Origin of the sequence: Adhaeribacter radiodurans (genome assembly GCF_014075995.1) — a bacterium.
Taxonomy (GTDB): domain Bacteria; phylum Bacteroidota; class Bacteroidia; order Cytophagales; family Hymenobacteraceae; genus Adhaeribacter; species Adhaeribacter radiodurans.
Genome location: NZ_CP055153.1, coordinates 4,487,581 through 4,514,529, shown reverse-complemented (window position 1 = coordinate 4,514,529; position 26,949 = coordinate 4,487,581). Strand labels below are relative to the sequence as shown.

The following is a 26,949-nucleotide window of genomic DNA, read 5'->3' as shown; positions in this document are numbered from 1 at the left end:
TTGTGAATTACTGTTAGCTCTAGCTAGTCGAAACTTTTGCATTTTTGTTAAGAGTTTCGATTATTTTTGTTTTATGACAAACAGCCTTTCGGAATTAAAAAAAGCGTTACAAGGTGAATTTTATTACCAGGAAACCGGACTGGACAATGCTATGCGCCTGGTTTACGCCTCCGATGCTTCTATTTACCAGGAAAAGCCTTTGGCCGTAGCGTTGCCCAAAAACGAGGCTGATTTAAAAACCCTTATTCAATTTGCCGCTACGGCCCATGTCACGCTTATTCCGCGGGCAGCCGGTACTTCTCTGGCCGGGCAAGTTGTAGGAAACGGTATTGTAGTAGATATTTCGAAATATTTCGATCAGATTCTGGAAATTAACCCCGCTGAAAAGTGGGTACGGGTGCAGCCCGGCGTTATCCGCGATGATTTGAATAAAAAATTAAAACCATTCGGGCTGATGTTCGGCCCCGAAACGTCTACGGCTAGCCGGGCTATGATTGGGGGTATGGTAGGTAATAATTCCTGTGGTTTACACAGCATTCGCTGGGGCTCTACCCGCGACCATTTGCTGGAAGCCAAAGTATTGCTCAGTAACGGCGAAGCAGCCACTATTGGCGCCCTGACTGAATCTGAGCTAAATCAACTAGTAGCCGATAACGGCTATTTAGGTTCTATTTACAAAAATCTTTTTCAATTACTCCAAAAGCCGGAGAATCAATCCTTTATTCAGGAGAAATTTCCGCATAAAAATATTACCCGCCGGAACTCTGGCTATGCACTGGATGCCTTGCTGGAAACCACTCCGTTTTCTTCGATTCACGAGCCTTTTAACTTGTGTAAATTAATTGCCGGTTCCGAAGGTACGCTTTGCTTTTTAACCGAACTAAAGCTGCAATTAATGGAATTACCATCAGCCGAAAATGCCTTGTTGTGCATTCATTGTACGAGCGTAGGAGAGGCACTAAAGGCTAACCTTATAGCGATGCGCCACGATGTTTACGCTTCCGAGTTGGTAGATAAGCGCATTCTGGATTTTACCAAAGATAATCTTCACCAACGGCCTAACCGTTTTTTTATTCAAGGCGATCCGGGAGCTATTTTAATGGTAGAATTTTTTACCGACGATCGGGAGCATTGCTTGGTTATGGCCGAAGCTTTAATCCAGGAATTGAAACAAGCAGGTTTAGGTTATGCGTTTCCGGTATTATTTGGATCGGATGCAGTAATGGCTTGGGACGTGCGTAAAGGTGGTTTGGGTTTGCTGCGTAATATGCCCGGCGATGAGCAACCAGTTAACCTCATTGAAGATTGTGCCGTTGCGATTGAAGATTTACCACAATACGTGGCAGATTTAGATCAGTTATTACACCGGCACGGATTAGTGGCTTCGTATTATGCCCACGCCGGAGCAGGCGAGCTGCACGTGGAACCCATGCTCAACTTAAAAACCGCCGAAGGTAAAATGCTGTTCCGAACGGTTTTGGCCGAAACGGTGGAATTAGTAAAAAAATACAATGGCTCATTAAGCGGCGAACACGGCGATGGCCGTTTGCGCGGTGAGTTTATACCGGCAATTATGGGGCCGGAAGTGTACGAGTTGTTCCGGGAAGTAAAACGCATTTTTGATCCGCACTTTATTTTTAATGCGGGTAAAATTGTAGATACGCCACCCATGGATGAATACCTGCGGTACGTGCCCGACCAAACTACTCCCCAAATTAATACCGTTTTTAGTTTTGCGGGTCAGGGAAGTATTTTAAGGTTAGCCGAAAAATGCTCCGGATCCGGCGATTGCCGTAAAACGCAGCTTACCGGGGGCGTGATGTGCCCTAGTTACATGGCTACCCGCCAGGAAAAAGATACTACCCGCGCCCGGGCCAATATTCTCCGCCAATTTTTAACCCAGGAAGGTAACGTTAACGGCTTTAACCACGAGGAAATTAAAGACGTAATGGATTTGTGCATTAGCTGCAAAGGCTGCAAATCAGAATGTCCGTCGGGAGTGGATATTGCCAAAATGAAGGCCGAATTTTTACAGCATTATTATGATGCCAATGGCACGCCCCTACGAACCCGCCTGATTGGCAATTTCACTCGCCTCAATGCCCTAGCCTCAAAAATGCCTTGGGCTTATAATACTGTAATGAATAATGGTTTAACCGGAAAACTAGCCAAGCAAATGGTAGGATTTGCTCCGCAGCGCACTCTTCCGCCATTAGCCAAAACTACTTTGCGTAGCTGGTACAAACAATGGAAGAAAACAGCGCCGGTTTCCGGTAAAAAAGTATACTTTTTTGCGGATGAATTTACTAATTACAACGATGTAGAAATTGGTATTAAAGGAATTCAGCTACTTACAACTTTAGGTTATAATGTCATTATTCCGGAACACGTAGAAAGCGGCCGGACGTACCTGTCGAAAGGTTTGGTGCGGGATGCCCAAAAAATTGCCATCCGCAACGTAGAACTGCTAAGTAGGATAGTTACCAAAGAGGCGCCAATTGTAGGTCTGGAACCCTCGGCTATTCTAACTTTAGTGGATGAATATTTAGATTTAGTACCCGATTTTTTATTAGCTCAAGCCAACGCTTTAGCCCGGCATAGTTTTTACCTCGACGATTTTTTGGCGGCCGAAGTAGCCAATGGCTTTATTCGTCCGGAACAGTTTACTACAGCGTCCCGGCACATTAAACTGCACGGGCACTGCCACCAAAAAGCATTATCCACGCAAGCTACTACGGTCTCTTTACTGTCGTTACCTACCAATTATCAAGTGAGTGTTATTCCGTCGGGTTGTTGCGGCATGGCAGGTTCGTTTGGCTACGAAGCCGAGCATTACGACGTATCCATGCAGATTGGTGAGCTGGTTTTATTTCCGGCAGTACGCGCGGCAGAACCCGAAGTACTTATTGCTGCTCCTGGCACTTCTTGCCGGCACCAAATTAAAGATGGTACTTCGCGGCAAGCATTACATCCGGTCGAAATTTTATGGGAGGCTTTGCGTAAGTAAATGAGTTTTTTAAAAGCTGATTTTTACTAGAAGAAAGAGAGCTGTTGTTGATAAATTTATTAAGCAATAGCAGCTTCTTTTTCTATCTCGATCCAGATTTTTTCTTTTTTCTCTACGGCTTTAAGCAAAGCAACCAAACTATTTACTTTACTGGCACAATTCCAGATTTTATCCTGCATGTTGCTTTGTTCCCCAATTAAAATGCAACCCAGAGAATCTTTACAGGTATTACCCCCGTGAATCCGGATACCTTCAAAGCAGGGAACATTGAGCAGAAGCGGTAAATATTTCTGAAAATTATTACTAAAACTAAGTACTACCGGGTAGGTACCACTAACAATCGCGGTTTGACTTTTTTGTTTTTTCTGGCAATCACCTTTTAGGTTTCTATCGGTATCTTCTAAGGTATACGCGAAGAATTCGCTGTTAATAAACATTTTGCCTAAAGTGGAGGTAGGCGAATAAACCGAGCGAACAACTTTTATTTGCATAAAAAATAAATTTAGAGAGAATTAATCGGATTCATTTCTCTTTCAAAGTTCTGCTCCCAAAAAGGTAAACGCAATATTGATTTTTCAGTATTTTAATAAAACTGTAGAAGATAATAGGTTTGTACTTAATGCTTTAGTGTGTGTTGTGCAAGATTTTAATTTATAGAAATTCCGATTACATAAATACTAGCTGTTTAACCGGCGGCTATGGCTGGGAGCTTTAAATAATTTTTCGTCTAGGCTGATCTTTCCCGGGCCAATAAAGAACAAACTGATAAATAAAATACCGGCTTCTAAAGCGTGCGAATATGTATTAAAGTCATCGCCATTACTAATGTGCGAAGTAGTGGCAATGCACATGGTAAAAAACAGCATAAGCGTAACTGGCCGGAAAAACAATCCTAACAAAAGTAAAAAGCCGCCACCAAACTCCGCAAAAGCACCCAAAAAGCCCCAGAAAGTTGGTGCAAAGGTAATTCCCAAATTACCCATGGCGCCACCCAACTGTTCCCAAAATCCAGGTCCCCCTTTTATTTTAGGAAAACCGTGCATCATGAACGCCCAGCCAATTCCGACGCGTAAAAGAAGTAAACCTAAATTTCGGGTTGGGTAATAATTGCGGAAAAAATTCATAGTTCTTAGTGTGTAATCAGAAATAAAAATTTAAAAGTTTGGGCAAATATAGGGGCATCTGGCTTTTTCTACTAACTTTAAATTAGAGTTTCAGCAAGCAATTTCTTGGAATAAAGCAGGTAAAATGTTTCCTAAGCCCACCAGAATTTACTTTTTAGTAACGGAACAAAATTAATCTTATATACTTATTGTCGAAATAGACAAAATAATAAATTGATAACCTGTTACTTACATAAATAAAAGTCTAACATCTACTATCTTGGTACTGCTGTCTCTTTTTTTATAAAAGCAGCATCCCGATTATCGGCGTAGTATCCGGAGTGTTTTTTAAATTAAGGTGCGGAACCTGTTTAGGGGGAACTTTGCTTACATCGAGCATAAAAGTAAGTTTTGCTTCGTCGGCTACTGCAACAATTTCGGTTTCGCCGGCGCCTAAGTAAGTAATTTTGTAATGTTTTTTCACGTCGCCCAGGGTAGATCCTATTCCTAAACCTTCTTTTGTTTTGTAGGCTGAATCATATACCAGCACCCGCCATACCTTACAAGTGGGTTCACAAGTTTCTTCTACCCGCAAGCCAGCTTTATTTTCTTTTTCGGAACGCCGGATTTCGTAGGCCAGGTTGCCTCGTCCTTCTTTGGTAATCGGAACTTCTTTTAGTAACGCTGCTGGCACTGTTTTACGCATTTCGTTTATGGTCATACCAATCCGGATCGGACCTATTTGGCCACGAGAAATCAGCCGATTGTTAGGAGAATCAGAATTGGCTGCAACCGGGTTCGGGGCCGGGGTAGAAGCTGCTTCGCCCACAGAATCCAGCCGGGTAACGGTTCGGTCCGGCGGAACAACATCAGGCTTTGCCGAATCAATCGCAGCAGAAGTAGTAGCAGTAGTTGCATTGTCCTTAATCTTTTTCGGTTGACAGGTAATTAAAATAATGCCCAGCGCTAGTGGTAACAAAAATTTTTTCATAGGTAGATAAATAACGTATACAGCGTATTATTCTGCCTTCTTTAACTAAAGTGGGTAGGGTAAGGTTATGCTTAAGGTAATTGTTGATGCGGAAAATAGGTGTTTGCTTAACCCTTAGGCTATTTTCCAGTATGGGTAAGTAAAGATTTGTTACAACGGTACTGTTATATTTCACTTAACTTGCCGTAAAATTTACCGCTTTTATTATGGCCTCAAAAAAACCTTTAATATTAATTTCGAACGACGATGGCATTACTGCTCCTGGTATTCGCACCTTAGTAAACGTAATGAAACGGATTGGCGAAGTGGTGGTAGTTGCACCGGATAGTCCCCAATCCGGAATGGGCCACGCCATTACGGTGGCGAATACCTTACGCTTAGATAAATCTACTGCTTTTGCCGATGTAGAAGCCTACGAATGCTCCGGCACTCCCGCCGACTGTGTAAAGCTGGCTAAACACCACGTACTTAAAGACCGGCAACCCGATTTAGTAGTAAGTGGCATTAATCACGGTTCTAATTCCAGCATTAGTGTTTTGTATTCCGGTACTATGTCGGCTGCCATAGAAGCTGCCATAGAAGGATTACCTGCTATTGGCTTTTCGCTTTGCGACTACGGCCACGAAGCCGATTTTTCGCACACGGAACCCTATGTAGAACAGATTGTGCGGGAAGCCCTTAAACATGGAATACCGGTAAATACCGCGTTAAACGTAAATATTCCGAAGAATTCTGATACGCCCATTGCTGGCATAAAAGTTTGTCGCCAGGCACATGCCCGCTGGCAGGAAGAATTTGACGAACGTTTAGATCCGAATCAACGCCGCTACTTCTGGATGACCGGCAGCTTTGTAAACCCCGACAAAGGCGAAGATACCGACGAATGGGCGCTGGCGCATAACTTTGTTTCGGTAGTACCGTGCCAGTACGACATGACGGCTTACCATGCCATTGCGCAAATAAATAACGAATGGCAATTAGAAAATGATGATAAACCGGAAATAACAAAAAAGGCTCATGATTAATGAGCCTTTTTTGTTTGATTTTCTTCTGGTGCGTTACTGCGTAGCAAACCTGATAGGTAAAGTGTACTCAACGTTTACTGATTTGCCATTTTGTTTGCCAGCTTCCCAGTCCGGCATTAATTTAATAACTCGTAGTGTTTCGGCGTCTACTTGCGGGTTTATACTTTGTTCAATTTTCAGGTCTTTTATTTTGCCTTGGTCCGTTACTATAAATTTAGCAATTACTGTCCCGTCTGATGCAACTCTGGCTGATTTGCCGGGATGACGGATGTTATTTGCTAAAAACTGGTACATTTTCTTTAAACCACCCGGAAACTGGGGTAGCTGTTCTACATCTTTATATACGGTATCTTCTGGAGCAACTTGCTGTTTGAATATAGGTACTTTTCGCAGCATCTTACTTTTTAAAGAATATGTATTTCCCATGAAGCCTGTTTTAAAATTGTTCGCCCCTGCATTGCCGGATAGAAGCATGATCGAGGCCAGGCTCAAAAATAGGGTAAAGTTTACTTGCTTCCAGCTAAGGGTAAAATAGTTGGTTTGCATTTTCATAGTTTATCTTATTCGGGGAGGATAGTAACGAAAATTAGCGTTAAGAGAAAATTAATTCTGTTTAAGGAAGTAAGTACTTCAACGAAATTAGTTGAGACTGTTATATAGTAAGGTGTTGAGCATTAAAAATTTACTAAACGAACAACCAACCAATACTTAGCATTTAATAATCCGTAGATACAATACTCCACAGAGAAAATATAACAATTATTTTTGTCAGGTTTTAACCACTGACTATAATCCGCTTAGCCCGGTTTATTTTTTGTTGGAAATTCCGTTTTAAATTGAAATTTTAAAGGCAATGTATATTGCACATTTACCGGTTTGCCGTTTTGCTTACCCGGAATCCAGTCAGGCATGCGGGAAATTAAATTTTTAGCCTCAAAATCTGCTCCAGGATTTATACCTTTTACAATTCTGATATCTTTAATCTTACCTTGTTTCGTTATAATAAACTGAGTATAAACCGTTCCTTTTGCATTAGCATATTTGGGGTTTTGGGGTAATCGTATGTTTCTTAGTATAAAATTGCTCAATTCTTTCATACCACCCGGAAATTCAGGTTGTTGTTCCACAATGGTAAATACTTTGTCGTCCTGATTATTGGCAGGAATGGTGTCCTTTGTGATAATTGTAGGATTAACAAATTTTAGAGTATTGCTTCTTGCCGAACTTAAGGTATTTAATTTCTCTGTTTTTTTAATTTTCAAAGTTAGGGAAACAACAACCAGTTTCTTTAGAATATTGCTCCAAGCAACAGTATTTGAGGAAAGAAAAAATATTAAAATGGTAAAAATTAGTAAAGCAGGAAAGTGCTTTGATATAGTAAAGCCGCTTAATTTATTTATTATTTTCATTCCTTGTCAGAATAGGTGATGGAAAGATTAATAATAGGAGGCAAAGGAAAAACTGTTTTACCAGTAAGGAAGGATGCGGAATGGGGCATAAATTTGCTTTTATTTAGCAGTGCCCAACCATTCATAAATAGTATGTAAAATACGGAATAGTACCCATAAATCAGTACTAATTTTAAAAGAAGTTATAAAGGCCATTTTCCTAATTATAATCAATTTAAGAATATTTGTTCGTTGAAAGCTGATACAATTATTAATTGCAACAAAAGGAAAAGGTTAACAGGAGTGAGGAGTATTAATTTTTTATGCCATTATTCAAAGAGAGTCCCACGATAAGGTTTAGCTCTTTTTAACCCTGAATAGAGCAGATACATTCTAAAAATCACAAACCCGGTAGTTGGGGTTAACTACCGGGTTTGTGATTTTTAGAATGTAAAGTATTAGCTAACAATTATTCTGTAAGGGTGTGGTCCAGTTAATATAGCTGGTTTGAATGGAAGTAGATCTAGCACCCAAAGAAAAGCGTAGCGGCAGAGTATATTGTACGTTAACTGGTTTACCATTTTGTTTACCCGGAGTCCAGGGGGGCATTAATTTAATTACGCGCAACGCTTCGGCGTTTGTTTCAGCGGTTAAGCCTTTTACTATTTCAAGGTCTTTAATAATACCCTGATCCGTTATTACAAACGTGACCACCACGGTACCTTCTTTCTTCGCTTTTTGAGCGGCTGCCGGATATTTAATGTTTTTACCCAGGAAAGAATACATTTTCTCTATCCCACCCGGAAATTGCGGTAACACTTCTACTTGCGTAAAAATATTCTTATTTTGATCGTCTTGGTATGGAGTAAATCCCCTGATTTTTTCAGTGGCGGGTTCTCCTAAGGCAAAACGGATAGGCAAAGTGTATTTCACGTGTAAAGGTTTACCGTCTTGTTTGCCAGGTTCCCAGTTGGGCATTAAGGAAATAACTCTTTTTGCTTCGGCATTAGTTTCCGGGCTAAGGCTCTTTACAATTTTAATATCAGTTATTTTCCCAGCTTTGGTCACTACAAATTCTGCTACTACAGTTCCTTCCAAGTTGGCATTTATAGCTGCTTCCGGATACTTAATATTTTTACCTAAAAAGGCAACCATCTTTTCCATTCCACCTGGAAAATTTGGGGCTTGTTCCACAAAAGTAAATACTTCCTCCCCATCAATATTTAGGGTATTTGTTTTACTGTTACCTTTTGAAGATTGATTTACCGGGTTTTCCGGTTCAGCGCAAGAAAGTACAAACAATAAAATTCCTAAAACGGGCAAAGCAGCTAATAACTTTATTATACTCGGGCGATGAGGGATTTGCTGAATCATTTTCATACGTTTTAAAGTGAGAGATTTATTAAAGTAATTACCAAAAGAAAACTCCAGGCTGTGCAGCATTTGCCTGGCCAGTAAGCTGGTGTAAGTTTCTGGAGAAGTGGTGCGTAATACGGCCGCATCGGCAATAAATTCGTGGGTGTTGGTTAGGGCTTGCTGGTATAAATAAAGCAGCGGGTTAAACCAAAAAATTATTCTGAATAGTTCAAGGTAAAGAATATCTAAACTGTGTTTTTGCCGGATATGTACCGCTTCGTGCAGTAAAATACGTTCCTTTTCAGAAGTACTCAATGTTTGGCTGTTATCCCAGAAAATGCAGTTCCAGAAAGAAAAGGTAGGTTGAGCACCTTGAGTTTTATGAACCGGAATGTTTTGCCAGTAGAAAGAATCCGGTTGCGTTTTTTGCGCAAATTGGTGCAGAAGATATAATTGCTTGCCCAACCGAAAACTAAAAAAAGCGACCCCAACTGTATATAATATTCCCAATAAGGTTTGCCAGGAAAGTATCGTAGAATTAGAAGAAGGGGCAGAAGCATTAACGGTTATGGTAATGGGTGCCAGTTGCTGGGCTACGAAAATGGTAAATGGTTCGGGTTGCAAAAAAGGCAGTTCAACAAGCGGAATAATAAAAGATAAGAGGGGTGTTATTAGTAAATAAAAGCGATTGTACAGGAAACACGTTTCTCTTTTCAGAAGCAGTTCATACAGCAGGTAAAATACGAGCAAGCAAGTGCCCGATTCCAAGAGGTATAGCAAAATATTATTCATCTTGCGGTTGGTTTAAATCTTTGCTCACGTGCTTCAGCATTTCTTCTAACTCCTGGATATCCATATTTTTTTCTTTCACAAAAAAGGAAACCAGTTTCTCAAAGGATCCTCCAAAATAGCCACTCACAAAATTTTTGAGGTAATAGCTGCTGTACTGTTGCTTCTGAATGATAGGATAATATTCGTGGGTTTTTCCATAAGCCGTATACCCCAGAAATCCCTTTTTCTCTAATATTCTAACAATGGTGGATACAGTATTATAGGCTGGTTTTGGCTCAGGTAACTTCTCGAGGAAATCTTTTACAAACCCTTTTTTTAATTCCCAGATAATCTGCATTACCTGTTCTTCGGCTTTTGTTAATTCTTTCATGAGTATTTAAGATGGCTATAAAATGCTTAGATTCAGATGTGTTGTAAAAGCAACTACAATATTGTAAACGTATAACTAATTATTTAGTTATACAACTAAATAATTAGTTTATTTTATTAATTGGTTATTTTTCTTTAAAGCAAGTTTTAGATTAAAAATGAATTAGTAACCTGAAGAAGTTATTTAAAAAAGATAAAGGGAATATTCTGGCCAATTTCTTTTATTTTGAGCCGGTAATTATTTCTGCTATTTTAATTTTATGAGATTCAAGCGTACTATCTTTTTAATGGGAGCCTTGTTCGTTTCTTTGGCTGGTTCAGCCCAAATTTCCTCCGACTCCGTTTTTATCCGCAAAATTTTTGATGAAGCCTTAACGAACAGCCATAGCTATAAAAACCTGGAATATTTAAGTAACTCAATAGGAGGTAGGTTGAGCGGCTCTCCCGAAGCGGAGAAAGCAGTGCAATGGTCGAAAAAGTTAATGGAAAGCTACGGCTTCGATAAAGTTTACCTGCAAGAGGTAATGGTACCGCATTGGGTACGGGGTGCAAAGGAAAAAGCCAATATTCAATCCGGAAAAACTAAAATAGAAGTTCCTATTTGCGCTTTAGGCGGTTCGGTGAGCACGGGTACTAAACCGTTAACAGCCAGTATAATTGAAGTAAAAACTTTAGATGAGCTAAAAAATTTAGGGCGTTCTAAAGTACAAGGCAAAATTGTGTTCTTTAATCGGCCAATGGATCCGCGCCAGGTTTTAACCTTTATTGCCTATAGCGGTGCCGGTGATCAGCGTCGTCAAGGAGCCGTAGAAGCTGCCAAGTTAGGCGCAGTAGGAGTAGTGGTTCGTTCTTTAAATTTATTTCAGGATGATTTTCCGCATACCGGTTCTTTGCGCTACGATGAAGCGGTAACAAAAATACCTGCGGCTGCTATTAGTACCAATGGAGCGGATAAGTTAAGTAAAATGCTGAAAACCGATCCGAATCTAAAATTTTCTTATGAAATGCATTGCGAAACTTTACCCGATGTAAAATCTTACAATGTGATTGGGGAGTTAAGAGGCAGCGAAAAACCTACAGAAATTATTGCCGTAGGCGGTCATTTAGATTCCTGGGACTTAGCCGATGGCTCGCATGATGATGGTACGGGTTGTATGCAATCTATTGAGGTGCTGCGTTTATTTAAATCCTTAAACTACCAACCTAAACGTACTATTAGAGCGGTAATGTTTATGAACGAAGAAAATGGTACTCGGGGTGGTCGTAAATACGCAGAATTAGCCAAAAACAATAAGGAGAACCATTTGGCGGCTATTGAATCGGATGCCGGAGGGTTTACGCCTCGTGGCTTTGGTATGGAAGCTGATCCGGCCAAAATAAAAGCAATTCAGAAGTGGAAACCATTATTAGCCTCCTATGGCTTACACGATATTGGCCCTGGGCATTCCGGAACCGATATTGAACCACTAAGGGAAGTAGACAAAAATGCAGCCTTAATTGGCTTCTTACCTGATTCGCAACGCTATTTTCTGTACCATCATGCCGCAAACGATACTTTTGATAAAGTGAACAAACGCGAACTGGAGCTCGGCGAAGCTTCTATGGCTGCTCTTGTTTACTTATTGGATAAGTATGGTTTAGATGGTAGTAAATGATAGAGGATTAATTAGGAATTAGTTGGATTATATTCGATTTCTTTGGAGGCTTTTCAAGCCTCTAGGCTTAGGTGCTAACTTGTTTGACAAGCCTAAGATTGCCTCGTGGCCGGCGGGTCTCGTTTGGCTGTTGAGGGCCATTTAGCGAACCTTGGCTCACTGCGTGGCGCCATGCTGCTTTGCAGCACCGGAACGCTAAATGGCCCTCAACAGCCAAACTGGAGTCAGTTGCCTGTAGCTACCTTACTTCAGGTGGTAGGGATAAAGGATTTAGTAAATACGCCTCCTCGCGCAAGTGTTAAGCGAAGCGTCACTTGAGCGTAAGAACCTAGGTTAGTCTCCCGACTGACGTAAAATGGCTGAGTTTCCGTCAGTCGGGAGACTGACTTTTGTCCGTAAGGCACAAGTCCCGCCTCACTAAGACTTGCGCTAGCAAAACGTGCTAGAAAAAGATAACAGAAAGTAGTTAGCAGAGAAAGGCACGGAAGTAACTTCCGCGCCTTAGTAAGTATGTCTGTACGTCACTAGTCCCGCTCCGCTAAGACTTGCGCTAGTAAGGTTAACCAAGACAATAAATGAAGACAAGTTAATCAACCATCTTCATTCTCGGCTGAAGTAAGAAAAACAGTAGCTACTAGCAACTGATACCAGTTTGGCTGTTGAGGGCCATTTAGCGTTCCGGTGCTGCAAAGCAGCATGGCGCCACGCAGTGAGCCAAGGTTCGCTAAATGGCCCTCAACAGCCAAACGAGACCCGCCAGCCACGAGGCAATCTTAGGCTTGTCAAACAAGTTAGCACCTAAGCCTAGAGGCTTGAAAAGCCTCCAAAGAAAAGACAAGGAGATGCAGTCAACCACCCCTGCCCCTCCTAATCTTAAGAGGGGAGCCGGAATATTACTTTAATCAAAAAAGCTGAAAAGCACTTGTTTATCAAAATTTAGAAAGAACGCTAAAAACAAAAACGGCCACTTTTACTAAGCGGCCGTTTTTGTTTTTATGAGAATTAAATAGCTTAAGCTTTTGCTTCGTGCTCTTTTTTATTTAAAACATCGTTTTGGATGTTAATAGAATACTGGTGAATGCTTTGCAGAACAGATTTCATAAACTGCTCGTCTAATCCATTTTTACGCGCATGCTCCAGGCGATCAGCAATAATTTGATCCCAACGTTTAACCTGGTAAATAGTCATGTTATGCGCTTTTTTGTACTCGCCAATTTTACGCGATAAACGGGCACGACGGGCAAACACTTCTACCATTTCGTCGTCTAACTCATCAATTTGCTTCCGCATTTCTTCGAGTAAGTGGTGATCGTCTTCGGCTAGTTCTTCGCCTTCTGGTTTCCGGAAACGGATGCTGGCTAGCATTTTACCTAAGTTTTCCGGAGTTACCTGCTGGGCGGCATCGCTCAACGCTACGGATGGATCAATGTGGGTTTCAATCATTAAACCATCCATAGCTAAGTCCATTGCTTTTTGGGCAACTGGCAATAATAATTCGCGGTTACCGGCAATGTGGCTCGGGTCGCAGATTAATGGAATTTCGGGTAATAAACGCTTGAACTCAATGGCGCTGTTCCATTTTGGTAAGTTGCGGTAAGGCGCATTATCAAAAGTAGAAAAACCGCGGTGAATGGCTCCAATCTGACGCAAACCAGCCTGGTTTAAACGCTCAATGGCACCAATCCATAATTGTAAATCAGGGTTAACCGGGTTTTTAACTAATACCGGAATATCGGTTCCGCGCAAAGCATCGGCAATTTCTTGTACTGTAAAAGGGTTAACCGTAGTACGGGCACCTATCCACATAACATCAATACCCGCTTTTAACGATTCGTATACGTGCATGGCATTGGCTACTTCGGTAGCAACCCGCAGGCCGGTTTCGGCTTTTACTCTTTTTAACCATTTTAAGCCGGGTACACCCACACCTTCAAAAGAATTAGGACGAGTACGGGGTTTCCAGATACCGGCCCGGTAAATATTTACTCCCGGAATTTGTTTAATACCGTGGGCAGTAGCCATTACTTGTTCCTCCGACTCAGCGCTGCAAGGGCCAGCAATAATAAGCGGAGAGCCGTCTGCATTGATCAAAGCAGATTCGGTTAGGACATCGATTTGAGGTTTTGGGCTCATTTTGTAATAGTTAAAAAGTGGTGAATATTTTGAATTGCTTGGGTTATACTTTCTTCGGGGGCACAAACCGATACACGCACGTAACGCTCACCGTTTGACCCAAATATTTTGCCTGGTGTTAAAAACACGTGGGCTTCGTAGAGTATTGTATCTAAAAAGGCTTCTACATCGCTGATGTCGTCGGGCACCCGCGCCCAGACAAACATACCGGTAGCTTCGGTAGAATATTGGCAGCCTAATAAATCTAATAACTGGTAAATTAATTCCCGCCGGCGCGCATACACTGCATTGCGTTCGACGTGCCACGAATCCGGGTTTTGTAAAGCTTCAATGGCGGCTTGCTGCACCGGTAAAAACATACCGGAATCCAGATTGCTTTTTACCGCAATTATTGCATCTATGTAATCTTTCTGACCTAGAACCATACCTACCCGCCAACCGGCCATATTAAACGATTTGCTTAACGAGTTAAGTTCCAGACAACAATCCATTGCACCGGATACGTGTAAAATACTTACTGGTGGTTTGGTGTTAAGTACCAAACTATACGGATTGTCGTGAACGATTAATATTTGATGCTGACAGGCAAAATCAATGATTTTTGCGAAGTCAGCTTCAGTAGCTAAAGCCCCGGTAGGCATATTCGGGTAATTTAACCACATTAATTTCACATTGCTTAAATCTTGCCGGCTCAATTTTTCTAAATCAGGCAGCCAGTTGTTTTCGGCAGTTAAATCAAAATAAACCGGTTCGGCACCTACCAATTTAGTAACCGCGGCGTAGGCCGGATAGCCTGGGTTGGGTACTAACACTTTATCGCCCGAATTTAAAAACGCCAGTGATGTATGAAATACGCCTTCTTTAGAACCCAACAAAGGCAAAACTTCAGTTTCCGGATTTAGCTTTACGTCGTAGGTTTGAGCATACCAATCGGCCATGGCGGTACGAAGCGCCGGAATGGAACGATATGGTTGGTAACCGTGGCTATTAGGCAGTTGGGCCGATGCCGTAAGCGCCTGCACGGTGTTTTCCGAAGCTGGTAAATCCGGATCACCAATGCCCAGGTTAATTATTTTTTTGCTTTGGGCCATTAAAGCACGTACTTCCGCCAGTTTACGGGCGAAATAATATTCCTGTACTTCGTTCAGCCGGTTTGCTTTGGCAATAATCATTTATCTTTTTCCTCTTTGGTAAATACCCAAAATTTTCATTTCCACGATAAGCGGCGTAACTAAGCTTATGGATTCTTCAAAAGTAGAGTAATCCTCCCATTCCAGATCCAATAAAATGGCAAATTCGGTTGGTTGACTTAGAATCGGAATGGATTGAATGAGCGAAAGATTAATATTCAAATCCCGGAAAACATCTAATATTTTAGCTAACTCGCCAGCGCGGTGATGCAAAGTGAAAATAACGGATGCCTTGTTAGCCTGGCTTTTGTCGGCGAGCGGCTTCCGCGAAATAATCATGAAACGGGTATAGTTCTCTTTGTAATTCTCTACGCGTTCTTCTACAATTTCCAGTTGATAGCGTTCGGCGGCTAATTTGCTGGCAATAGCGCCTACACCCACCAAGTTATTTTCCCGGATTTCCCGGGCACTTTCGGCCGTATCTGCCGATTCTAATGCCTGAATATGCGGATTTTCTTCCAGGAAGTTAGTGCATTGCAATAAGGCCATTGGGTGCGAACGTACTAATTTTATATCCGACAATGACTGACCCGGTAAGGCCAGAAGATTTTGCTCAATGGGTAAATACGCTTCGCCGATAATAGAAACTGGGTAATCTTGCAGCAACGAATAGTTTCCCAGAATGCTGCCAGCCAGCGCATTTTCAATGGCCATCACGCCGAAATCTGCATCACGATTTTTTACGGCGGCACAAACCCGTTGAAAAGTCATACACGGAACAATCTCGGTAGTTTTACCAACAAAATATTGCTGGGCTACTACATCGTGGAAAGAAGCCGGACCACCTTGAATCGCTATTTTTAAAGTACTCATAAGTTAAAAAAAAAGCCCCGAATTTTCGGGGCTTTGGAGTTTTATATTTTGTTAATCTAAACGCAATACTATTCTCTTAAGACCCCTGAGAGGTACTAAAAAAGTAATAGTAAAAAAAGTATGCGTTAGTTATTCGCTTCATTTTCATTTATTTGATGGCTCAATATTAAAGAACGAATTTTTAAGAAGCAAAACTTTCTCGAAAAAAATTATTTTTTATTCTATTTTCCCTGCCTCATTAAAACCCCGGAGGCTTTGCTTTTATCATTAGCCTAATGTTTAAAGCTCGCTTATCTGAGCAAATACATTCTTCTTCGGTGAAAATCCGTCCATTGAAAGCAAATCAGAAAAATAGTTAGATTATAATAATTAGCAGTTTGTTATTGTACTATTATGATCTTATTAAATATAATGTATTTTTAATACGATCTAAGGAAATTTATATTTTGAAGTAGGTGGTACTTGAAATATATTTGCTACAAGTAATTAGAATAAGGTTTTAATCTATTTTTCTAAAATATGTTGACATGTTTATTCTAATTTTACAGATACTATTTAATTAAGTATTAATTGGTGAAATATTGTTTTTAAGCTATTGCCCAAACAACTGTGTATGAAAAGAACTTTACGCATTCTATTACTTACGCCACCTTCTTTTACTTCAACATTTAATCGCTATTTTCTTTAACCGTATGTATGTTTCGAAAATATTTCGTGGTTTAATGGCTGGAGTTCTTTATGCTTCCTTCATTATTTTTACTAATACTAGTTGCACCCGCGCACCTATTGCACAAAGTGAGTTAGTACCCGCTAAAGAAGTTTTTTACCAATCGCTGGAAAGCTTACAGGGTAAAATGATGCAGGGCCAAACAATCTACCCCGAAGGCAAATATGTCCCTTTTGTAGGGCAGGAAATTGCGATGGCAGTAAGTAGTTGCACTAAAAATGAAATGCGCATTCCGATTTACATTGGAGGTAAAATATACCGTACTTTAATTCTAGAGCGTACACCCGCCGGATTTCTGCTGAAGCATGAAAATAAAAAAGAAGATGGCCGTTCTAACGAAATTAATTTGTACGGTGGGCATACGCAAGACAACGGAACAGCTTTTATGCAGTTTTTCCCAGCCGATACCTATACCAAAAATTTAATGAGTTTAACTTCACCCAGTGTCTGGACCTTAGCTTTTAGCAGCGACCGCTCTACCTTTAGTTACCTGGTAGAAAGTGACGGTAAATTGCAGATGCAAATTGATTTTAACTTAAACGACTACCTGGCTACTACAACCGGTAAAGGCGAACAGCGAAGCAGAAGGTAAGAAATCAACATTTGAGATTTATATTTTCCATTAAAGCAGCTTAGGATACATAACTTAAGCTGCTTTTTTATTTACCGGAATGTAATAACCGCGCCCCTTTATTATTTCCCATAATAATTACTTTACTGTTCGGCGAAAAGGCAATTTCTTTATTTGCTTTCTTTTACTTCTATTATTTTATTCCATCGGAGTTTGTTTATTAAAAATAAGCTTTGAATAGTTACCAGATTTATAAATGAATTTAAGGAAGCAGTAAAGAACTATCGCCGTAACTTAAAAACCGGTATTGTTTCTTTAGCGCGTGCTCGTACACGGTTCGCCATTGGTTTCCGATCAGAGCCGAAACTAATAACAAAAGAGTACTTTCCGGTTGGTGAAAATTAGTAATCAATCCGGCACAAATTTTAAAAGAATAACCCGGTGCAATTAAGAGTTGCGTAGTAGCCCGCAAATAATCGTGTTGGTTTTTTGTTAAATAATCTGCTAAAGCTTGTAAAGCTAGAGTAGGAGTGGGGAGAGCCGCGCTAGCTTCGTAGGGAAGCCATTGTGGCACGTGTAAATTACTAATTTTAGGGTTTTGCGAAACCAGCACACCTAACCAGTATAAACTTTCGAGGGTACGTAGGGAGGTAGTACCTACCGGAATAACGGGCTTGGACAGATGTGCTTGTATCTGGCGAATTGTTTCTAAGGAAACGTAAATTTCTTCGGCGTGCATTTGGTGGTCGGCCATAGAGGGAGCTTTAACCGGTTTAAATGTTCCTGCACCTACGTGTAAAGTTACTTTTGCCTGGGAAATCAAGCGTTGACTAAGTTCTGCTAAAACTTTTTCCGTGAAATGCAATCCAGCCGTAGGAGCAGCTACTGCGCCGGCAGCGGCTGCGTAAACAGTCTGATACCGGCTGATATCGGTTTCATCGGCAGCCCGGTTTAAGTAAGGAGGTAAAGGTATTCTTCCGGCTTTTTCTAAAACTTCGGCAAAAGTTAATTCTTGCGGCTGCCAACTAAATTTAATTAAATACGCATCAGCTACCCTTTCTTGTAACTCTGCCTCCAACTTAAGTTGGGGTAAAACAAGCTGCAATGTGCCTGACTTCCAGCGTTTGGCGTTACCCACCAGACATTGCCAGGTACAAGAGCCCGTTTGCTGCATGGCTTGCTGCATTTCGGTGTGCGGTGCTACCGGTTCCAGACAGAAGATTTCAATAGTGCCACCGGTTGGTTTGGTGAATAAAAGCCGGGCCTGTACTACTTTGGTATCATTAAAAACTAACAAAGAACCAGAAGGCAGCAAGTCCGGAATTACCCGGAAAGTATGATCAGATACAGTGCCTTGCTGGTAAAATAACAACTTGGATTCGTCGCGGTTAGCTAAGGGATACTGGGCAACAGCTGCGTCGGGTAGAGAATACCGGAAGTCCTGAATGGTTAAGTCTTTTGGGTTTTCCGTCATGGATATAAGCACATAGGAAATAGTAAATTCGGGCGCAAAACTAAATAAACTCTTCCAGGAATCTAGTTCTGCAAGTATTTTAGTAAATGATTGATTTAGCTAAGATTAGTTTTACTATTTAGACGCTACGTTTGTAAAAGTTTTATGCTGGATGCTAGTAATAAAGCAACAAAACTCTAAAAGGAACAAGAGTTGATTCTTATTCCCTTTAGAGTTTCTTAGTTTTCTGGTAGAAAGCACTGCTGCAAAGTTTACTTTTTAGCTGACCTGTAACCAACCTAAAGTACCATCTTCGGTTTTAATGAGCAGATATTGGCTGTAATTGGCCAAAACAGTTACATCGCTATTTGCTTTAATTTGATCAATGGGAGTGCCGTTAGCAAGAGGTTCTTCTAAAACTTCCGTGTTAGCTGAAATTTTTAAATTCCTCAATGGTTTTTGCAGTGATTCGATAAAGTTAGCTTGAATGTATCCCTCTAAGCCGGTAGGCAATTGAACCCGATACCAATTAGCCGTGCCACCTACAATTTGTAAAGCAGTATTCTGATCTAGAGTAGTAACTAATACGGCCTTTTTATCGGGCGATAACCGCATATTCACTTCTTTTTTACTGGTGCGGGCCCATTTGCCAAGCTGAGTGGTATTTACCTGTAAGGGTACCGCTTTTTGAGTAGGCGTATACACAAAAGGGTAAGGGTCTACTGCCCCGTGCCCGAACCGGTATATTCCAAAGTGTAAATGGGGCGAAGTGGTACGGGCATTTCCGGTATTGCCTACTAAACCCAAAACCTGTCCGGGTACTACCTGTTGTCCCGCCTGAACCAATTGCGTATCTAAGTGCGCGTAATATATATGTTGGTTGGCTGCATCATCAGATAACCATACTACTTTGCCCCCAATAGGAGTTTCATCTACCCGGGTAATGGTACCTTTAGTAGCCGCAATGGCGGGGGTGCCACGAGAAGCAAAAATATCAATTCCTTCGTGGCGGCGAGCTCCGTTATCGCGCACCTGGCCCCACACACTTTGAATGGCACTGTTGCCTTTGCCTTGCACCGGAAAACCTAAAGAAGGTTGGCTGCTAATAGAAATGGTGTAGCTGCCGCTGCGTAAGAGTTCGGGTTGTAAGCGCACCAGGTAAGTTAAATCTTCTTTTACCCGGAAATTTATTTGTAAAGAAGTAGTATCCGCCGATTCCAGGTGTCTTACTTTGCGCGGATAACCGTTTTCTACTTCAAATAAATCCAGAAATAATTTTACTTCTTCGCGGGATTTGGTTTGCGCCGCAATCCGGATAGATTCCCCTTGCCGGGCTTTAAAATTATAACTAAAAGCAGTAGGCTTTTCTGCCCGGAAATAACCGGTCTCTTCAAAAGGTATGGGCAGTAACAAGGAATCTTGTAAAACTCTAGTACCCGCCTCTAACCAATCCATACCTAAACCCGACTGATGCAGTTTCGCTAGCCGTAAGGATTGCACGTATTTCTCGTAAGGGGTTTGCTTGCCTAACAAGGCTTTGATGGTAGGCTTGCCGCCGCACGAAACGGCCATACCCGTCAATAAAGTAAAGCTGAGAATATAACATACTCTCGTTATAGTTATTTGATTCTTCATTGCTGTTTAAAAAATACATTTCCTATAACGGTAAAGTACACAAAAAAGTGCGGGTAAATTTGGGTTACCAGGTAGCTTCGAAACGGTAATAATGGCGGTGGAGCAAGCTAATATTCAAACCCATACTTAAAACAGCGAGTAACCAAAGGGGTACAGAAAACAAAATCATAAACAGTAAGCTAATAAACAAAAAGAAAATTTGCCGGTAGTATTTATCCTGGGTTATTGGCCGGTATAGAAATGTGTGCAGCAGCAGTAAAAAGCTACAACCAAAAATGTAAAAAGTAAATATTCCCCATATCGGAAAGTGAACTTGAAGGTAGGAAAGTAAAAATAGTAACTCGGGCAAGAGAGTAAAGCCATACGCAAGTAACAGAAGTAAAATACGTTGCTGGGTATGCAAGGGTAATTGGCGCAAAAGTAAGAGGCGTTCTTCTTCGAATACATGCGTACGGAAGACGAGTAAACAATGACCCAGCAAGCCCATTAAAAAGCCAAAAGCAGCGGGTCGAAGGCCATATTCGGCAGGCGGATATACCTTCAAAAAAGCCCAGATAGCGGTTAGCAAAAATACTTTCGAAAGCAGGAATAAACCCTTGGCTTCGTGCCAGATATATTTACTAAAAATAAAACTGTAATGGTTGTATGCTGGAAATAACCTAAAAGGGAACCCAAACTTATACGATTTGTCCGTTTTTAATTGACGGTGGAAAAAAGTAAAATAAGCGGCAAAAAAGATGGCTAGTAACAAGCTAAAACCGGGTAAACCAAAGCTGATAAAATTAATACTCAATTTTAAAGCCGACCTGGTTAATAAGCTTAAATAAAACAATGCCGGCGCATACAAACTACCAAAAACCAGCAACCAGCTTAACCCAACTTTTTGGGGAGGTAATAACGAAACAATAAACAAAAAATCGTGCTCGGGCAGAGCGAGTTTAGCCCGAACGTACTGGTAACATTTAAAAAAATATAACAACAGCGCTGCCAGAATAACGAGTAAATCCACAGGAGTTTGAATAACCGACGATAAAAATGGATCAGTAAATAAACGGTTACTCGGATTTTGAAATACAACCAGTAGCATTACCCAGAAAAAGAAAAAGCCGGTATTGACCTGAAAAAAAGGGTTGATAATTACTTTTCGCCAAATTGCCAGCAAAGGTCGCATAGCTAGCATGAACTTTAATTAAAGAAGCGACAACTTTTTATTTTCTAACAATAGGGTAGCGGTTACGGGTAAATCGTGGGTGATAAAATTTTGATGCGAAGAAAGTAAAAAGCTGATTTCTTGGTTTTGATAATATTCCAGAATAAGTTGATTAACCGTAGTAATAGCCGCGGCATCTAACGTAATCAGGGGTTCATCCAGAATGATAAGTGTTGGTTTACCCAAAAAAGCCAATAGAACCGATAATTTCTTGAGCATACCCGACGAGTACGAGCCAATGGGTTGCGATAAAAAACTGCCCAACTGCAACCGTTCTACTAATTCAGTTACTTGATTTAGAGTAGTTTTTTTGCTGCCGCTACCAAGTTTAATAATTCCTGTCCGGTTAAAAAAGTGGGGAACAAGGGTTCAGCTTCGCTCCGCAGGTAAATTTGTCCCTGGTAAGGTAGTAAGCCCGCCAAAACCTTAAAAAGAGTAGTTTTACCTGCGCCATTCGCGCCTTTAATCCAGTAAATACCCACATTCAATTGCAAATCCGGAATATCCAGAATAACGGTATCACCGTATTTTTTTAACAGATTCCGGATTTGCAGCATGCGTTCCTTTTCGTAGTAAATTAAATATTTACTACGAAAAAATTAAGCTTTTAAATTAGCGGACAGGATGATAAGTTTTTTGCTCGACTTCCAGATTTTCCAGATCGCTTAGTTCTAACCTTAACGCATTTACGGATATTTGAATTTCCCGGAAAGATAAAGCCAGTGAAGCCAGTAACAATACCAGGCTAATGCCAAATAAGTACTTACCGGCAGCCTGATTTTTAGAAAACAATACAAACATGCACAATACACATAAAAACATACTGGCAATACCTAGTGCCTGCATATTCCGGATTAAAAATAAACGCTCCCGTAAATTGCTGATCTGACCGACTAATAGAGAGTTATGCGTTCGGGTATATTGCTCCTTCAAATTCCGGATGAGCGAGGCCAGGGCAATAAACCGGTTAGTGTACGCCAAAAGCAACATAGATATAGCCGGAAACAGCAGGGCAGGGGTAGTAAGCGTAATTTCCATAAGCAGCGGAATAAAGCCTAAAGGTAGTAAGTCTAGTAATTTAGGAGCAGCTAATTTATTTAAATTTTACTAAACGTAAGCAGCTTTAAAAAGCAACTCCTTGTATCCTTTGTTTTGGGTTTGATATAAATAAGTCAGATAGTAAGAAGCAGTTGCTATAGTAGACTTTGATGTTGTTCTTTGGAGTCTTTCCAAGGCTCTAGGCTGCGGTGCTATTTAGTTTGCTACTTTCAAGATTGCCTCCTGGCCGGCGGGCCTCGTTTGGCTACTGAGGGCCTTCTAAGGTTCTGGTGTGGCGTAAAGCCACATTCCGTAGACACAGTCGAGAAAAGGAGAAAATAGGGATAGCTACATCTCCTCCCCTGTTTTTAGCTTCTCCCAGGGGGAGGGGTTTACGAGGCCTACCGGCAACGAGGCAAAACTTGAAATATCCAACAAGTTAGCAGCAGCAGCTGGAGGCTTGAAAAGGATCCAAAGAATAGAGGCAAACGGGCATGTATATATATCAAAATACTTTAAACCAACACCTTCACAGATTTTATACTAATTCACGTCTATATAATTTAGTATAGGAAACCCATTTAAATAAGAAAAGCAGAAAATAAAAAAGCCACACGTAAGTGTGGCTTTTCTTTTAAAAATATTGGTTAAGATTACTTGATATCGCCGCGTTCAGCCGCTTTCTTTAATTTTTCGTTAGCAAAAATTGCTACTTCTACCCGGCGGTTGGCTTGTTTACCAGCTGCAGTTGTATTATCGGCAACTGGTTGGCTAGAACCATAACCTTCGGCAGTTAAACGGCTCGGTTCTACTCCTAACGAAGAAATATAATCCTGAACGGCTTTAGCCCGACTTTCCGATAATGGTTGGTTAATTGCATCAGAACCTGTATTATCGGTATGGCCTTGAATAAGCACGTTGGTATCACCGTATTTCTTAAGAGTAGCCGCTAATTTCTCGATATCGGTTTTAGAAGTGGGCTGTAATTCAGCAGAGTTGGTGGCAAATAAAATTCCGGAGTTAAAAGTAATTTTAATACCCTCGCCTACCCGCTCAATTTTAGCGTTCTCCATATCGCGGCGTAATTCCTCAGCCTGTTTATCCATACGACGACCAATAACGGCTCCGGTAGAACCACCCACTGCTGCCCCAATAATGGCACCTGCTGCCGTATTTCCGGTTAATTTACCTATAACTCCGCCTAATACAGCACCGGCGCCAGCACCAATAATACCTCCTTTAGCTGTTTTATTCATTTTCTTGTTCGATCCGGCTGCCCGGCTAGGACCACCACTGTCCGGAGATCCTGAATCCCGCCCGGTTTGGGAGGTTTTACAAGAAGAAAAAAGTATTAAAACAGATAAGAAAACAGATAAAAATAACTTTGAGATTTTCATAGAATTAAATTTTTGAATTTGCACTTTTAATACGTCGGTACGCTTTTATTACTCGTTTTACGTAAAATGGTTTTAAAAATATATAAAGTTTTATATATTTTATTAGTTGCAAAAGTCAGGCCAACCTGCCATAGTTGTGTAAAAATACAAGCGTAAAAACGTAAGGCTATTAAGAATTGAAAAGCAAAGTAGCAGGTTATCAGTAAGTTTTTTCAGAACTTAATTTTACTTGATCTACTATTTCTTCTCCGTTTACTTTTGATGTTTCTCTTGTTTCTTCCGGAGCAGTATCAGTTTTTTCTGGGCGAAGCAGCAGCAGCAAATCCGCTATCCTTTGTTTCAGCTCTTTCCGGTGCACAATAAAATCGAGGAAGCCATGATCCAGTACAAACTCGGCCCGTTGAAAATCTTTTGGTAAATCTTTGCCAATTGTTTCTTTAATAACGCGTGGGCCGGCAAAACCAATAAGGGCACCGGGTTCGGCTATGTTAAAATCGCCGAGCATGGCAAAAGAAGCCGTAACGCCACCCGTGGTAGGATCGGTTAACAGCGATATATAAGGGATTTTAGCCTCGGAGAGTAAAGCTAACTTAGCCGAAGTTTTGGCCATCTGCATTAATGAATAACCTGCTTCCATCATCCGGGCCCCGCCCGATTTAGATATCATAAGAAATGGAATCCGGTTTTGGCGGGCATAATCAATAGCCCGGGCAATTTTTTCGCCTACTACCGAGCCCATCGACCCACCCACAAAACTAAAATCCATACAAGCTACTACCAGGTCCAGGCCATTCAGTTTACCATGCGCCGTCCGGACAGCATCTTTCAAATGGGTCTTTTTTTGGGAGGCGGCAATACGGTTAGGATAAGGTTGGGTATCCACAAATTCCAGCGGATCGGAAGAAGTTAAATTAGGATCGAGCTCTTCGAATTTGCCTTCATCAAATAATATTTCAAAATACTCCGCCGAGTTAATGCGGTCGTGGTAACCACAGTTGTTACACGTATATAAATTAGCCTTATGCTCGGTAGTATTTATAACTTTCTTACACTCCGGACATTTATACCAAAGACCGTCAGGAGTTTCCTTCTTTTCTTCGGTAGGAGTTACAATTCCTTTTTCTACTCTTCTAAACCAAGTCATATTTTTAGATTAACAGCACTTACGTGCTTTTTTACGTATGCAATCTCTTTTGTTTGTACCGAAGGCTGCAAAATAGTATAAGTTCTAGTTTTACGTTAGAACTTAAATTAGCAACTAAGCAGACCAGAAAATAGTGTGCAAATATAGTAGTTAATTTTTCCGGTTAAAAAACATTCCTGAATTGTTGTAACAGATAGGATGGAAGAACATACTACGTAATTAGTAGAAGTATTTTTATACTTCAATCTGAAGTTTATCTTACTAACAGATTACCCTCGATAAGAAATAAAATAGTTGCAAGTAAAATGTTACTAATTTAAGTTGGTAGTAGTTGTTTGTGTATGGCTGGAATGAATAAATTCTGGTAAAAGGCAATTTTAATTATTCCCGTTGAACGACTTTTACTTTTTTGCCGTAGCGGAAAATATTTATTGTTAGAGGGACAAATTTAATTGCTTGCCTAATTTTACTTTTAGTTGGATGTTTAAATATTTTTAGTCTGTAAAAGATCTCATTAACCATTATTAATCATAAAAACGGCAAGAGTAGCTAAGTAAGCATCTCTTGCCGTTTTAAGATTATCTTAAGATAAGTTAAGTACTTCGACGAAATTAGTTGAGACTATTGTTTATAGTAAGTTGTTGCTCAGTAAAAATTTACTAAACTTAAGAACGAACAACCAACAACTACTTAAAAAGAATTATGCTAGAGCCTGCTCTAAATCAGCAAGTAAATCTTCAATATCTTCAATACCCACGCTTAGTCGAATAAGGGAATCGCTCAGCCCACCTTTTAAACGTTCTTCGCGCGGAATACTAGCGTGCGTCATGCTGGCCGGATGCCCACACAAAGATTCTACCCCTCCTAATGATTCGGCCAAAGCAAAATAATGAAATTTCTCTAAGGTTTGGATAGCGTCCTGCATGTTATCGCCTTTTAGTACGAACGAGATCATGCCGCCAAAGTCGCGCATTTGCTGCCGGGCTACATTGTGATTATTATGATCTTCGAACCCTGGCCAATAAACTTTTTCAACTTTAGGATGATTTTTTAAATATTCTGCCACGGCCCGTCCGTTTTCGCAATGGCGTTGCATGCGTACGTGCAAGGTTTTTAATCCGCGCAATAATAAAAAGCAATCTTGCGGACCGGGTGTGCCACCAGACGCATTTTGAATAAAGGTGAGACGTTGCGCCAGATCGTCGTCGTTTACAATTAAAGCGCCCATTACTACATCTGAGTGCCCCCCCATGTACTTGGTAAGCGAGTGCATTACTAAATCAGCTCCCAAATCCAGAGGTGTTTGCAGGTAAGGAGTAGCAAAGGTATTATCCACGCCCAGTAAAATGTTGTGTTTCTTGGCAATTTGAGCCGCCGCCTTAATATCAATAATATTTAATAGCGGATTGGTTGGGGTTTCTACCCAGATTAACCTGGTTTTTTCGTTTATGTACTTTTCAATATTGCCGGCCTCACTCATGGAAATAAAATGAAACTTGATGCCGTAATTCTGAAATATCTTGGTAAATATGCGGTAGCTGCCGCCGTACAAATCGTTGGTAGCAATTACTTCGTCGCCGGGACTAAATAATTTAATCAGAGCATCAATGGCGGCCATACCAGAAGCAAAACACAAACCATGTTTACCATTTTCCAGAGCCGCTAATGCATTTTGTAACTGCGTACGGGTAGGGTTGTGGGTACGCGAATATTCATAACCTTTATGGTCGCCAGGCGATCTTTGTACGTAGGTAGAGGTTTGATAAATGGGCGTCATGATGGCGCCGGTACTTGGATCGGGGAATACCCCTGCATGTATCGTTTTTGTGCCGAATTTCATAAGTAAGTTGCAAGTTACAGGTTGCAAGTTACAGGTTTTGCTTATTAAAAGTTGCAAGAAGTTACAAGTTACCCAATTCAGGAATCAAGTTATAGTCGAAAGTGCCAATGTA

The 26,949-nt window shown here is 40.9% G+C and carries 25 protein-coding genes; 5 read left to right on the top strand and 20 right to left on the bottom strand.

Going from position 1 to position 26,949, the window contains the following annotated elements:
• The first annotated feature begins 73 nt into the window (after positions 1 to 73).
• The gene (locus tag HUW48_RS18040) at positions 74 to 3,007 is read left to right on the top strand and encodes an FAD-binding and (Fe-S)-binding domain-containing protein (RefSeq protein WP_182412265.1); all 2,934 of its coding nucleotides are present in this window, start codon (positions 74 to 76) and stop codon (positions 3,005 to 3,007) included.
• 59 nt (positions 3,008 to 3,066) lie between these two features.
• Here the strand turns inward: HUW48_RS18040 and HUW48_RS18035 are convergent, their stop codons facing one another.
• The 3 genes from HUW48_RS18035 to HUW48_RS18025 form a co-directional block, all read right to left on the bottom strand.
• On the bottom strand, positions 3,067 to 3,498 hold the full coding sequence (locus HUW48_RS18035) for a DUF5675 family protein (protein ID WP_182412264.1): 432 nt from the start codon (positions 3,496 to 3,498) through the stop codon (positions 3,067 to 3,069).
• A 186-nt stretch (positions 3,499 to 3,684) separates the two neighbouring features.
• Positions 3,685 to 4,131 carry a DoxX family protein gene (locus HUW48_RS18030; protein ID WP_182412263.1) on the bottom strand — a complete coding sequence of 149 codons (447 nt, stop codon included), beginning with the start codon at positions 4,129 to 4,131 and terminating at the stop codon, positions 3,685 to 3,687.
• 280 nt (positions 4,132 to 4,411) lie between these two features.
• Complete coding sequence (locus HUW48_RS18025) at positions 4,412 to 5,101, bottom strand: hypothetical protein (protein WP_182412262.1); 690 nt, start codon at positions 5,099 to 5,101, stop codon at positions 4,412 to 4,414.
• Between the two features lie 206 nt (positions 5,102 to 5,307).
• Between HUW48_RS18025 and surE the strand changes: the two genes are divergently transcribed.
• Entirely contained in the window at positions 5,308 to 6,126 is an 819-nt protein-coding gene (gene surE / locus HUW48_RS18020) for a 5'/3'-nucleotidase SurE (protein WP_182412261.1), read from the top strand.
• A 33-nt stretch (positions 6,127 to 6,159) separates the two neighbouring features.
• Here surE and HUW48_RS18015 read toward each other — a convergent pair whose 3' ends face one another.
• From HUW48_RS18015 to HUW48_RS18000, 4 genes are all read right to left on the bottom strand, one after another.
• Positions 6,160 to 6,678, bottom strand: a complete 519-nt coding sequence (locus HUW48_RS18015) for an energy transducer TonB (RefSeq protein WP_182412260.1) — start codon at positions 6,676 to 6,678, stop codon at positions 6,160 to 6,162.
• A 245-nt stretch (positions 6,679 to 6,923) separates the two neighbouring features.
• Positions 6,924 to 7,535: an energy transducer TonB gene (locus HUW48_RS18010; protein WP_182412259.1), complete on the bottom strand. Its 612-nt coding sequence runs from the start codon at positions 7,533 to 7,535 to the stop codon at positions 6,924 to 6,926.
• Between the two features lie 441 nt (positions 7,536 to 7,976).
• Complete coding sequence (locus tag HUW48_RS18005) at positions 7,977 to 9,662, bottom strand: M56 family metallopeptidase (RefSeq protein WP_182412258.1); 1,686 nt, start codon at positions 9,660 to 9,662, stop codon at positions 7,977 to 7,979.
• The gene (locus HUW48_RS18000) at positions 9,655 to 10,032 is read right to left on the bottom strand and encodes a BlaI/MecI/CopY family transcriptional regulator (RefSeq protein ID WP_182412257.1); all 378 of its coding nucleotides are present in this window, start codon (positions 10,030 to 10,032) and stop codon (positions 9,655 to 9,657) included. Before HUW48_RS18000 ends, HUW48_RS18005 begins: the two co-directional genes overlap by 8 nt.
• A gap of 259 nt (positions 10,033 to 10,291) precedes the next feature.
• Between HUW48_RS18000 and HUW48_RS17995 the strand changes: the two genes are divergently transcribed.
• Positions 10,292 to 11,686, top strand: coding sequence for a M20/M25/M40 family metallo-hydrolase (locus HUW48_RS17995; protein ID WP_182412256.1), 1,395 nt, complete (start codon positions 10,292 to 10,294; stop codon positions 11,684 to 11,686).
• Positions 11,687 to 11,791: 105 nt separating this feature from the next.
• Positions 11,792 to 12,004, top strand: coding sequence for a hypothetical protein (locus HUW48_RS17990; RefSeq protein ID WP_182412255.1), 213 nt, complete (start codon positions 11,792 to 11,794; stop codon positions 12,002 to 12,004).
• A 272-nt stretch (positions 12,005 to 12,276) separates the two neighbouring features.
• Here HUW48_RS17990 and HUW48_RS17985 read toward each other — a convergent pair whose 3' ends face one another.
• The 4 genes from HUW48_RS17985 to HUW48_RS17970 all read right to left on the bottom strand — a co-directional run bounded on the left by HUW48_RS17985 (position 12,277) and on the right by HUW48_RS17970 (position 15,822).
• Positions 12,277 to 12,450: a hypothetical protein gene (locus HUW48_RS17985; protein WP_182412254.1), complete on the bottom strand. Its 174-nt coding sequence runs from the start codon at positions 12,448 to 12,450 to the stop codon at positions 12,277 to 12,279.
• 247 nt (positions 12,451 to 12,697) lie between these two features.
• The gene (locus HUW48_RS17980; protein ID WP_182412253.1) at positions 12,698 to 13,819 is read right to left on the bottom strand and encodes a chorismate mutase; all 1,122 of its coding nucleotides are present in this window, start codon (positions 13,817 to 13,819) and stop codon (positions 12,698 to 12,700) included.
• Complete coding sequence (locus HUW48_RS17975) at positions 13,816 to 14,991, bottom strand: pyridoxal phosphate-dependent aminotransferase (RefSeq protein ID WP_182412252.1); 1,176 nt, start codon at positions 14,989 to 14,991, stop codon at positions 13,816 to 13,818. The genes HUW48_RS17980 and HUW48_RS17975 overlap by 4 nt, the downstream gene beginning before the upstream one ends.
• A complete protein-coding gene (locus HUW48_RS17970) occupies positions 14,992 to 15,822 on the bottom strand; it encodes a prephenate dehydratase (RefSeq protein ID WP_182412251.1) in 831 nt (276 codons plus the stop codon).
• A 692-nt stretch (positions 15,823 to 16,514) separates the two neighbouring features.
• Between HUW48_RS17970 and HUW48_RS17965 the strand changes: the two genes are divergently transcribed.
• Positions 16,515 to 17,141: a hypothetical protein gene (locus HUW48_RS17965; protein ID WP_182412250.1), complete on the top strand. Its 627-nt coding sequence runs from the start codon at positions 16,515 to 16,517 to the stop codon at positions 17,139 to 17,141.
• 241 nt (positions 17,142 to 17,382) lie between these two features.
• Here the strand turns inward: HUW48_RS17965 and HUW48_RS17960 are convergent, their stop codons facing one another.
• The 9 genes from HUW48_RS17960 to HUW48_RS17925 all read right to left on the bottom strand — a co-directional run bounded on the left by HUW48_RS17960 (position 17,383) and on the right by HUW48_RS17925 (position 26,837).
• On the bottom strand, positions 17,383 to 18,594 hold the full coding sequence (locus HUW48_RS17960) for an S-adenosylmethionine:tRNA ribosyltransferase-isomerase (RefSeq protein ID WP_182412249.1): 1,212 nt from the start codon (positions 18,592 to 18,594) through the stop codon (positions 17,383 to 17,385).
• A gap of 258 nt (positions 18,595 to 18,852) precedes the next feature.
• Positions 18,853 to 20,208: a M23 family metallopeptidase gene (locus HUW48_RS17955; protein ID WP_182412248.1), complete on the bottom strand. Its 1,356-nt coding sequence runs from the start codon at positions 20,206 to 20,208 to the stop codon at positions 18,853 to 18,855.
• A 64-nt stretch (positions 20,209 to 20,272) separates the two neighbouring features.
• Positions 20,273 to 21,388, bottom strand: a complete 1,116-nt coding sequence (locus HUW48_RS17950; RefSeq protein WP_182412247.1) for a hypothetical protein — start codon at positions 21,386 to 21,388, stop codon at positions 20,273 to 20,275.
• 9 nt (positions 21,389 to 21,397) lie between these two features.
• Complete coding sequence (locus HUW48_RS26865) at positions 21,398 to 21,688, bottom strand: ATP-binding cassette domain-containing protein (RefSeq protein WP_220463950.1); 291 nt, start codon at positions 21,686 to 21,688, stop codon at positions 21,398 to 21,400.
• Between the two features lie 26 nt (positions 21,689 to 21,714).
• On the bottom strand, positions 21,715 to 21,975 hold the full coding sequence (locus HUW48_RS26860; RefSeq protein ID WP_220463949.1) for an ABC transporter ATP-binding protein: 261 nt from the start codon (positions 21,973 to 21,975) through the stop codon (positions 21,715 to 21,717).
• A 55-nt stretch (positions 21,976 to 22,030) separates the two neighbouring features.
• Positions 22,031 to 22,456 (bottom strand): DUF2721 domain-containing protein, encoded by a 426-nt coding sequence (locus HUW48_RS17940; protein WP_182412246.1) that lies wholly within the window; start codon positions 22,454 to 22,456, stop codon positions 22,031 to 22,033.
• Positions 22,457 to 23,109: 653 nt separating this feature from the next.
• Positions 23,110 to 23,853 (bottom strand): OmpA family protein, encoded by a 744-nt coding sequence (locus tag HUW48_RS17935; RefSeq protein ID WP_182412245.1) that lies wholly within the window; start codon positions 23,851 to 23,853, stop codon positions 23,110 to 23,112.
• A 199-nt stretch (positions 23,854 to 24,052) separates the two neighbouring features.
• Positions 24,053 to 24,997, bottom strand: coding sequence for an acetyl-CoA carboxylase, carboxyltransferase subunit beta (gene accD, locus HUW48_RS17930; protein WP_182412244.1), 945 nt, complete (start codon positions 24,995 to 24,997; stop codon positions 24,053 to 24,055).
• A gap of 700 nt (positions 24,998 to 25,697) precedes the next feature.
• Positions 25,698 to 26,837, bottom strand: a complete 1,140-nt coding sequence (locus HUW48_RS17925; protein WP_182412243.1) for a cystathionine gamma-synthase — start codon at positions 26,835 to 26,837, stop codon at positions 25,698 to 25,700.
• Positions 26,838 to 26,949: the final 112 nt, after the last annotated feature.

Coding starts and splice junctions, on each gene's coding strand:
- HUW48_RS17955 (WP_182412248.1), bottom strand. CDS start 20,208: ATGAAGAATCAAATAACTATAACGAGAGTATGTTATATTCTCAGCTTT.
- HUW48_RS17935 (WP_182412245.1), bottom strand. CDS start 23,853: ATGAAAATCTCAAAGTTATTTTTATCTGTTTTCTTATCTGTTTTAATA.
- HUW48_RS18035 (WP_182412264.1), bottom strand. CDS start 3,498: ATGCAAATAAAAGTTGTTCGCTCGGTTTATTCGCCTACCTCCACTTTA.
- HUW48_RS18015 (WP_182412260.1), bottom strand. CDS start 6,678: ATGAAAATGCAAACCAACTATTTTACCCTTAGCTGGAAGCAAGTAAAC.
- HUW48_RS18000 (WP_182412257.1), bottom strand. CDS start 10,032: ATGAAAGAATTAACAAAAGCCGAAGAACAGGTAATGCAGATTATCTGG.
- HUW48_RS17960 (WP_182412249.1), bottom strand. CDS start 18,594: ATGACGGAAAACCCAAAAGACTTAACCATTCAGGACTTCCGGTATTCT.
- HUW48_RS18025 (WP_182412262.1), bottom strand. CDS start 5,101: ATGAAAAAATTTTTGTTACCACTAGCGCTGGGCATTATTTTAATTACC.
- HUW48_RS18030 (WP_182412263.1), bottom strand. CDS start 4,131: ATGAATTTTTTCCGCAATTATTACCCAACCCGAAATTTAGGTTTACTT.
- HUW48_RS18005 (WP_182412258.1), bottom strand. CDS start 9,662: ATGAATAATATTTTGCTATACCTCTTGGAATCGGGCACTTGCTTGCTC.
- HUW48_RS17925 (WP_182412243.1), bottom strand. CDS start 26,837: ATGAAATTCGGCACAAAAACGATACATGCAGGGGTATTCCCCGATCCA.
- HUW48_RS18010 (WP_182412259.1), bottom strand. CDS start 7,535: ATGAAAATAATAAATAAATTAAGCGGCTTTACTATATCAAAGCACTTT.
- HUW48_RS17950 (WP_182412247.1), bottom strand. CDS start 21,388: ATGCTAGCTATGCGACCTTTGCTGGCAATTTGGCGAAAAGTAATTATC.
- HUW48_RS17965 (WP_182412250.1), top strand. CDS start 16,515: ATGTATGTTTCGAAAATATTTCGTGGTTTAATGGCTGGAGTTCTTTAT.
- surE (WP_182412261.1), top strand. CDS start 5,308: ATGGCCTCAAAAAAACCTTTAATATTAATTTCGAACGACGATGGCATT.
- accD (WP_182412244.1), bottom strand. CDS start 24,997: ATGACTTGGTTTAGAAGAGTAGAAAAAGGAATTGTAACTCCTACCGAA.
- HUW48_RS17970 (WP_182412251.1), bottom strand. CDS start 15,822: ATGAGTACTTTAAAAATAGCGATTCAAGGTGGTCCGGCTTCTTTCCAC.
- HUW48_RS17940 (WP_182412246.1), bottom strand. CDS start 22,456: ATGGAAATTACGCTTACTACCCCTGCCCTGCTGTTTCCGGCTATATCT.
- HUW48_RS17980 (WP_182412253.1), bottom strand. CDS start 13,819: ATGAGCCCAAAACCTCAAATCGATGTCCTAACCGAATCTGCTTTGATC.
- HUW48_RS18040 (WP_182412265.1), top strand. CDS start 74: ATGACAAACAGCCTTTCGGAATTAAAAAAAGCGTTACAAGGTGAATTT.
- HUW48_RS26860 (WP_220463949.1), bottom strand. CDS start 21,975: ATGCTGCAAATCCGGAATCTGTTAAAAAAATACGGTGATACCGTTATT.
- HUW48_RS17975 (WP_182412252.1), bottom strand. CDS start 14,991: ATGATTATTGCCAAAGCAAACCGGCTGAACGAAGTACAGGAATATTAT.
- HUW48_RS17995 (WP_182412256.1), top strand. CDS start 10,292: ATGAGATTCAAGCGTACTATCTTTTTAATGGGAGCCTTGTTCGTTTCT.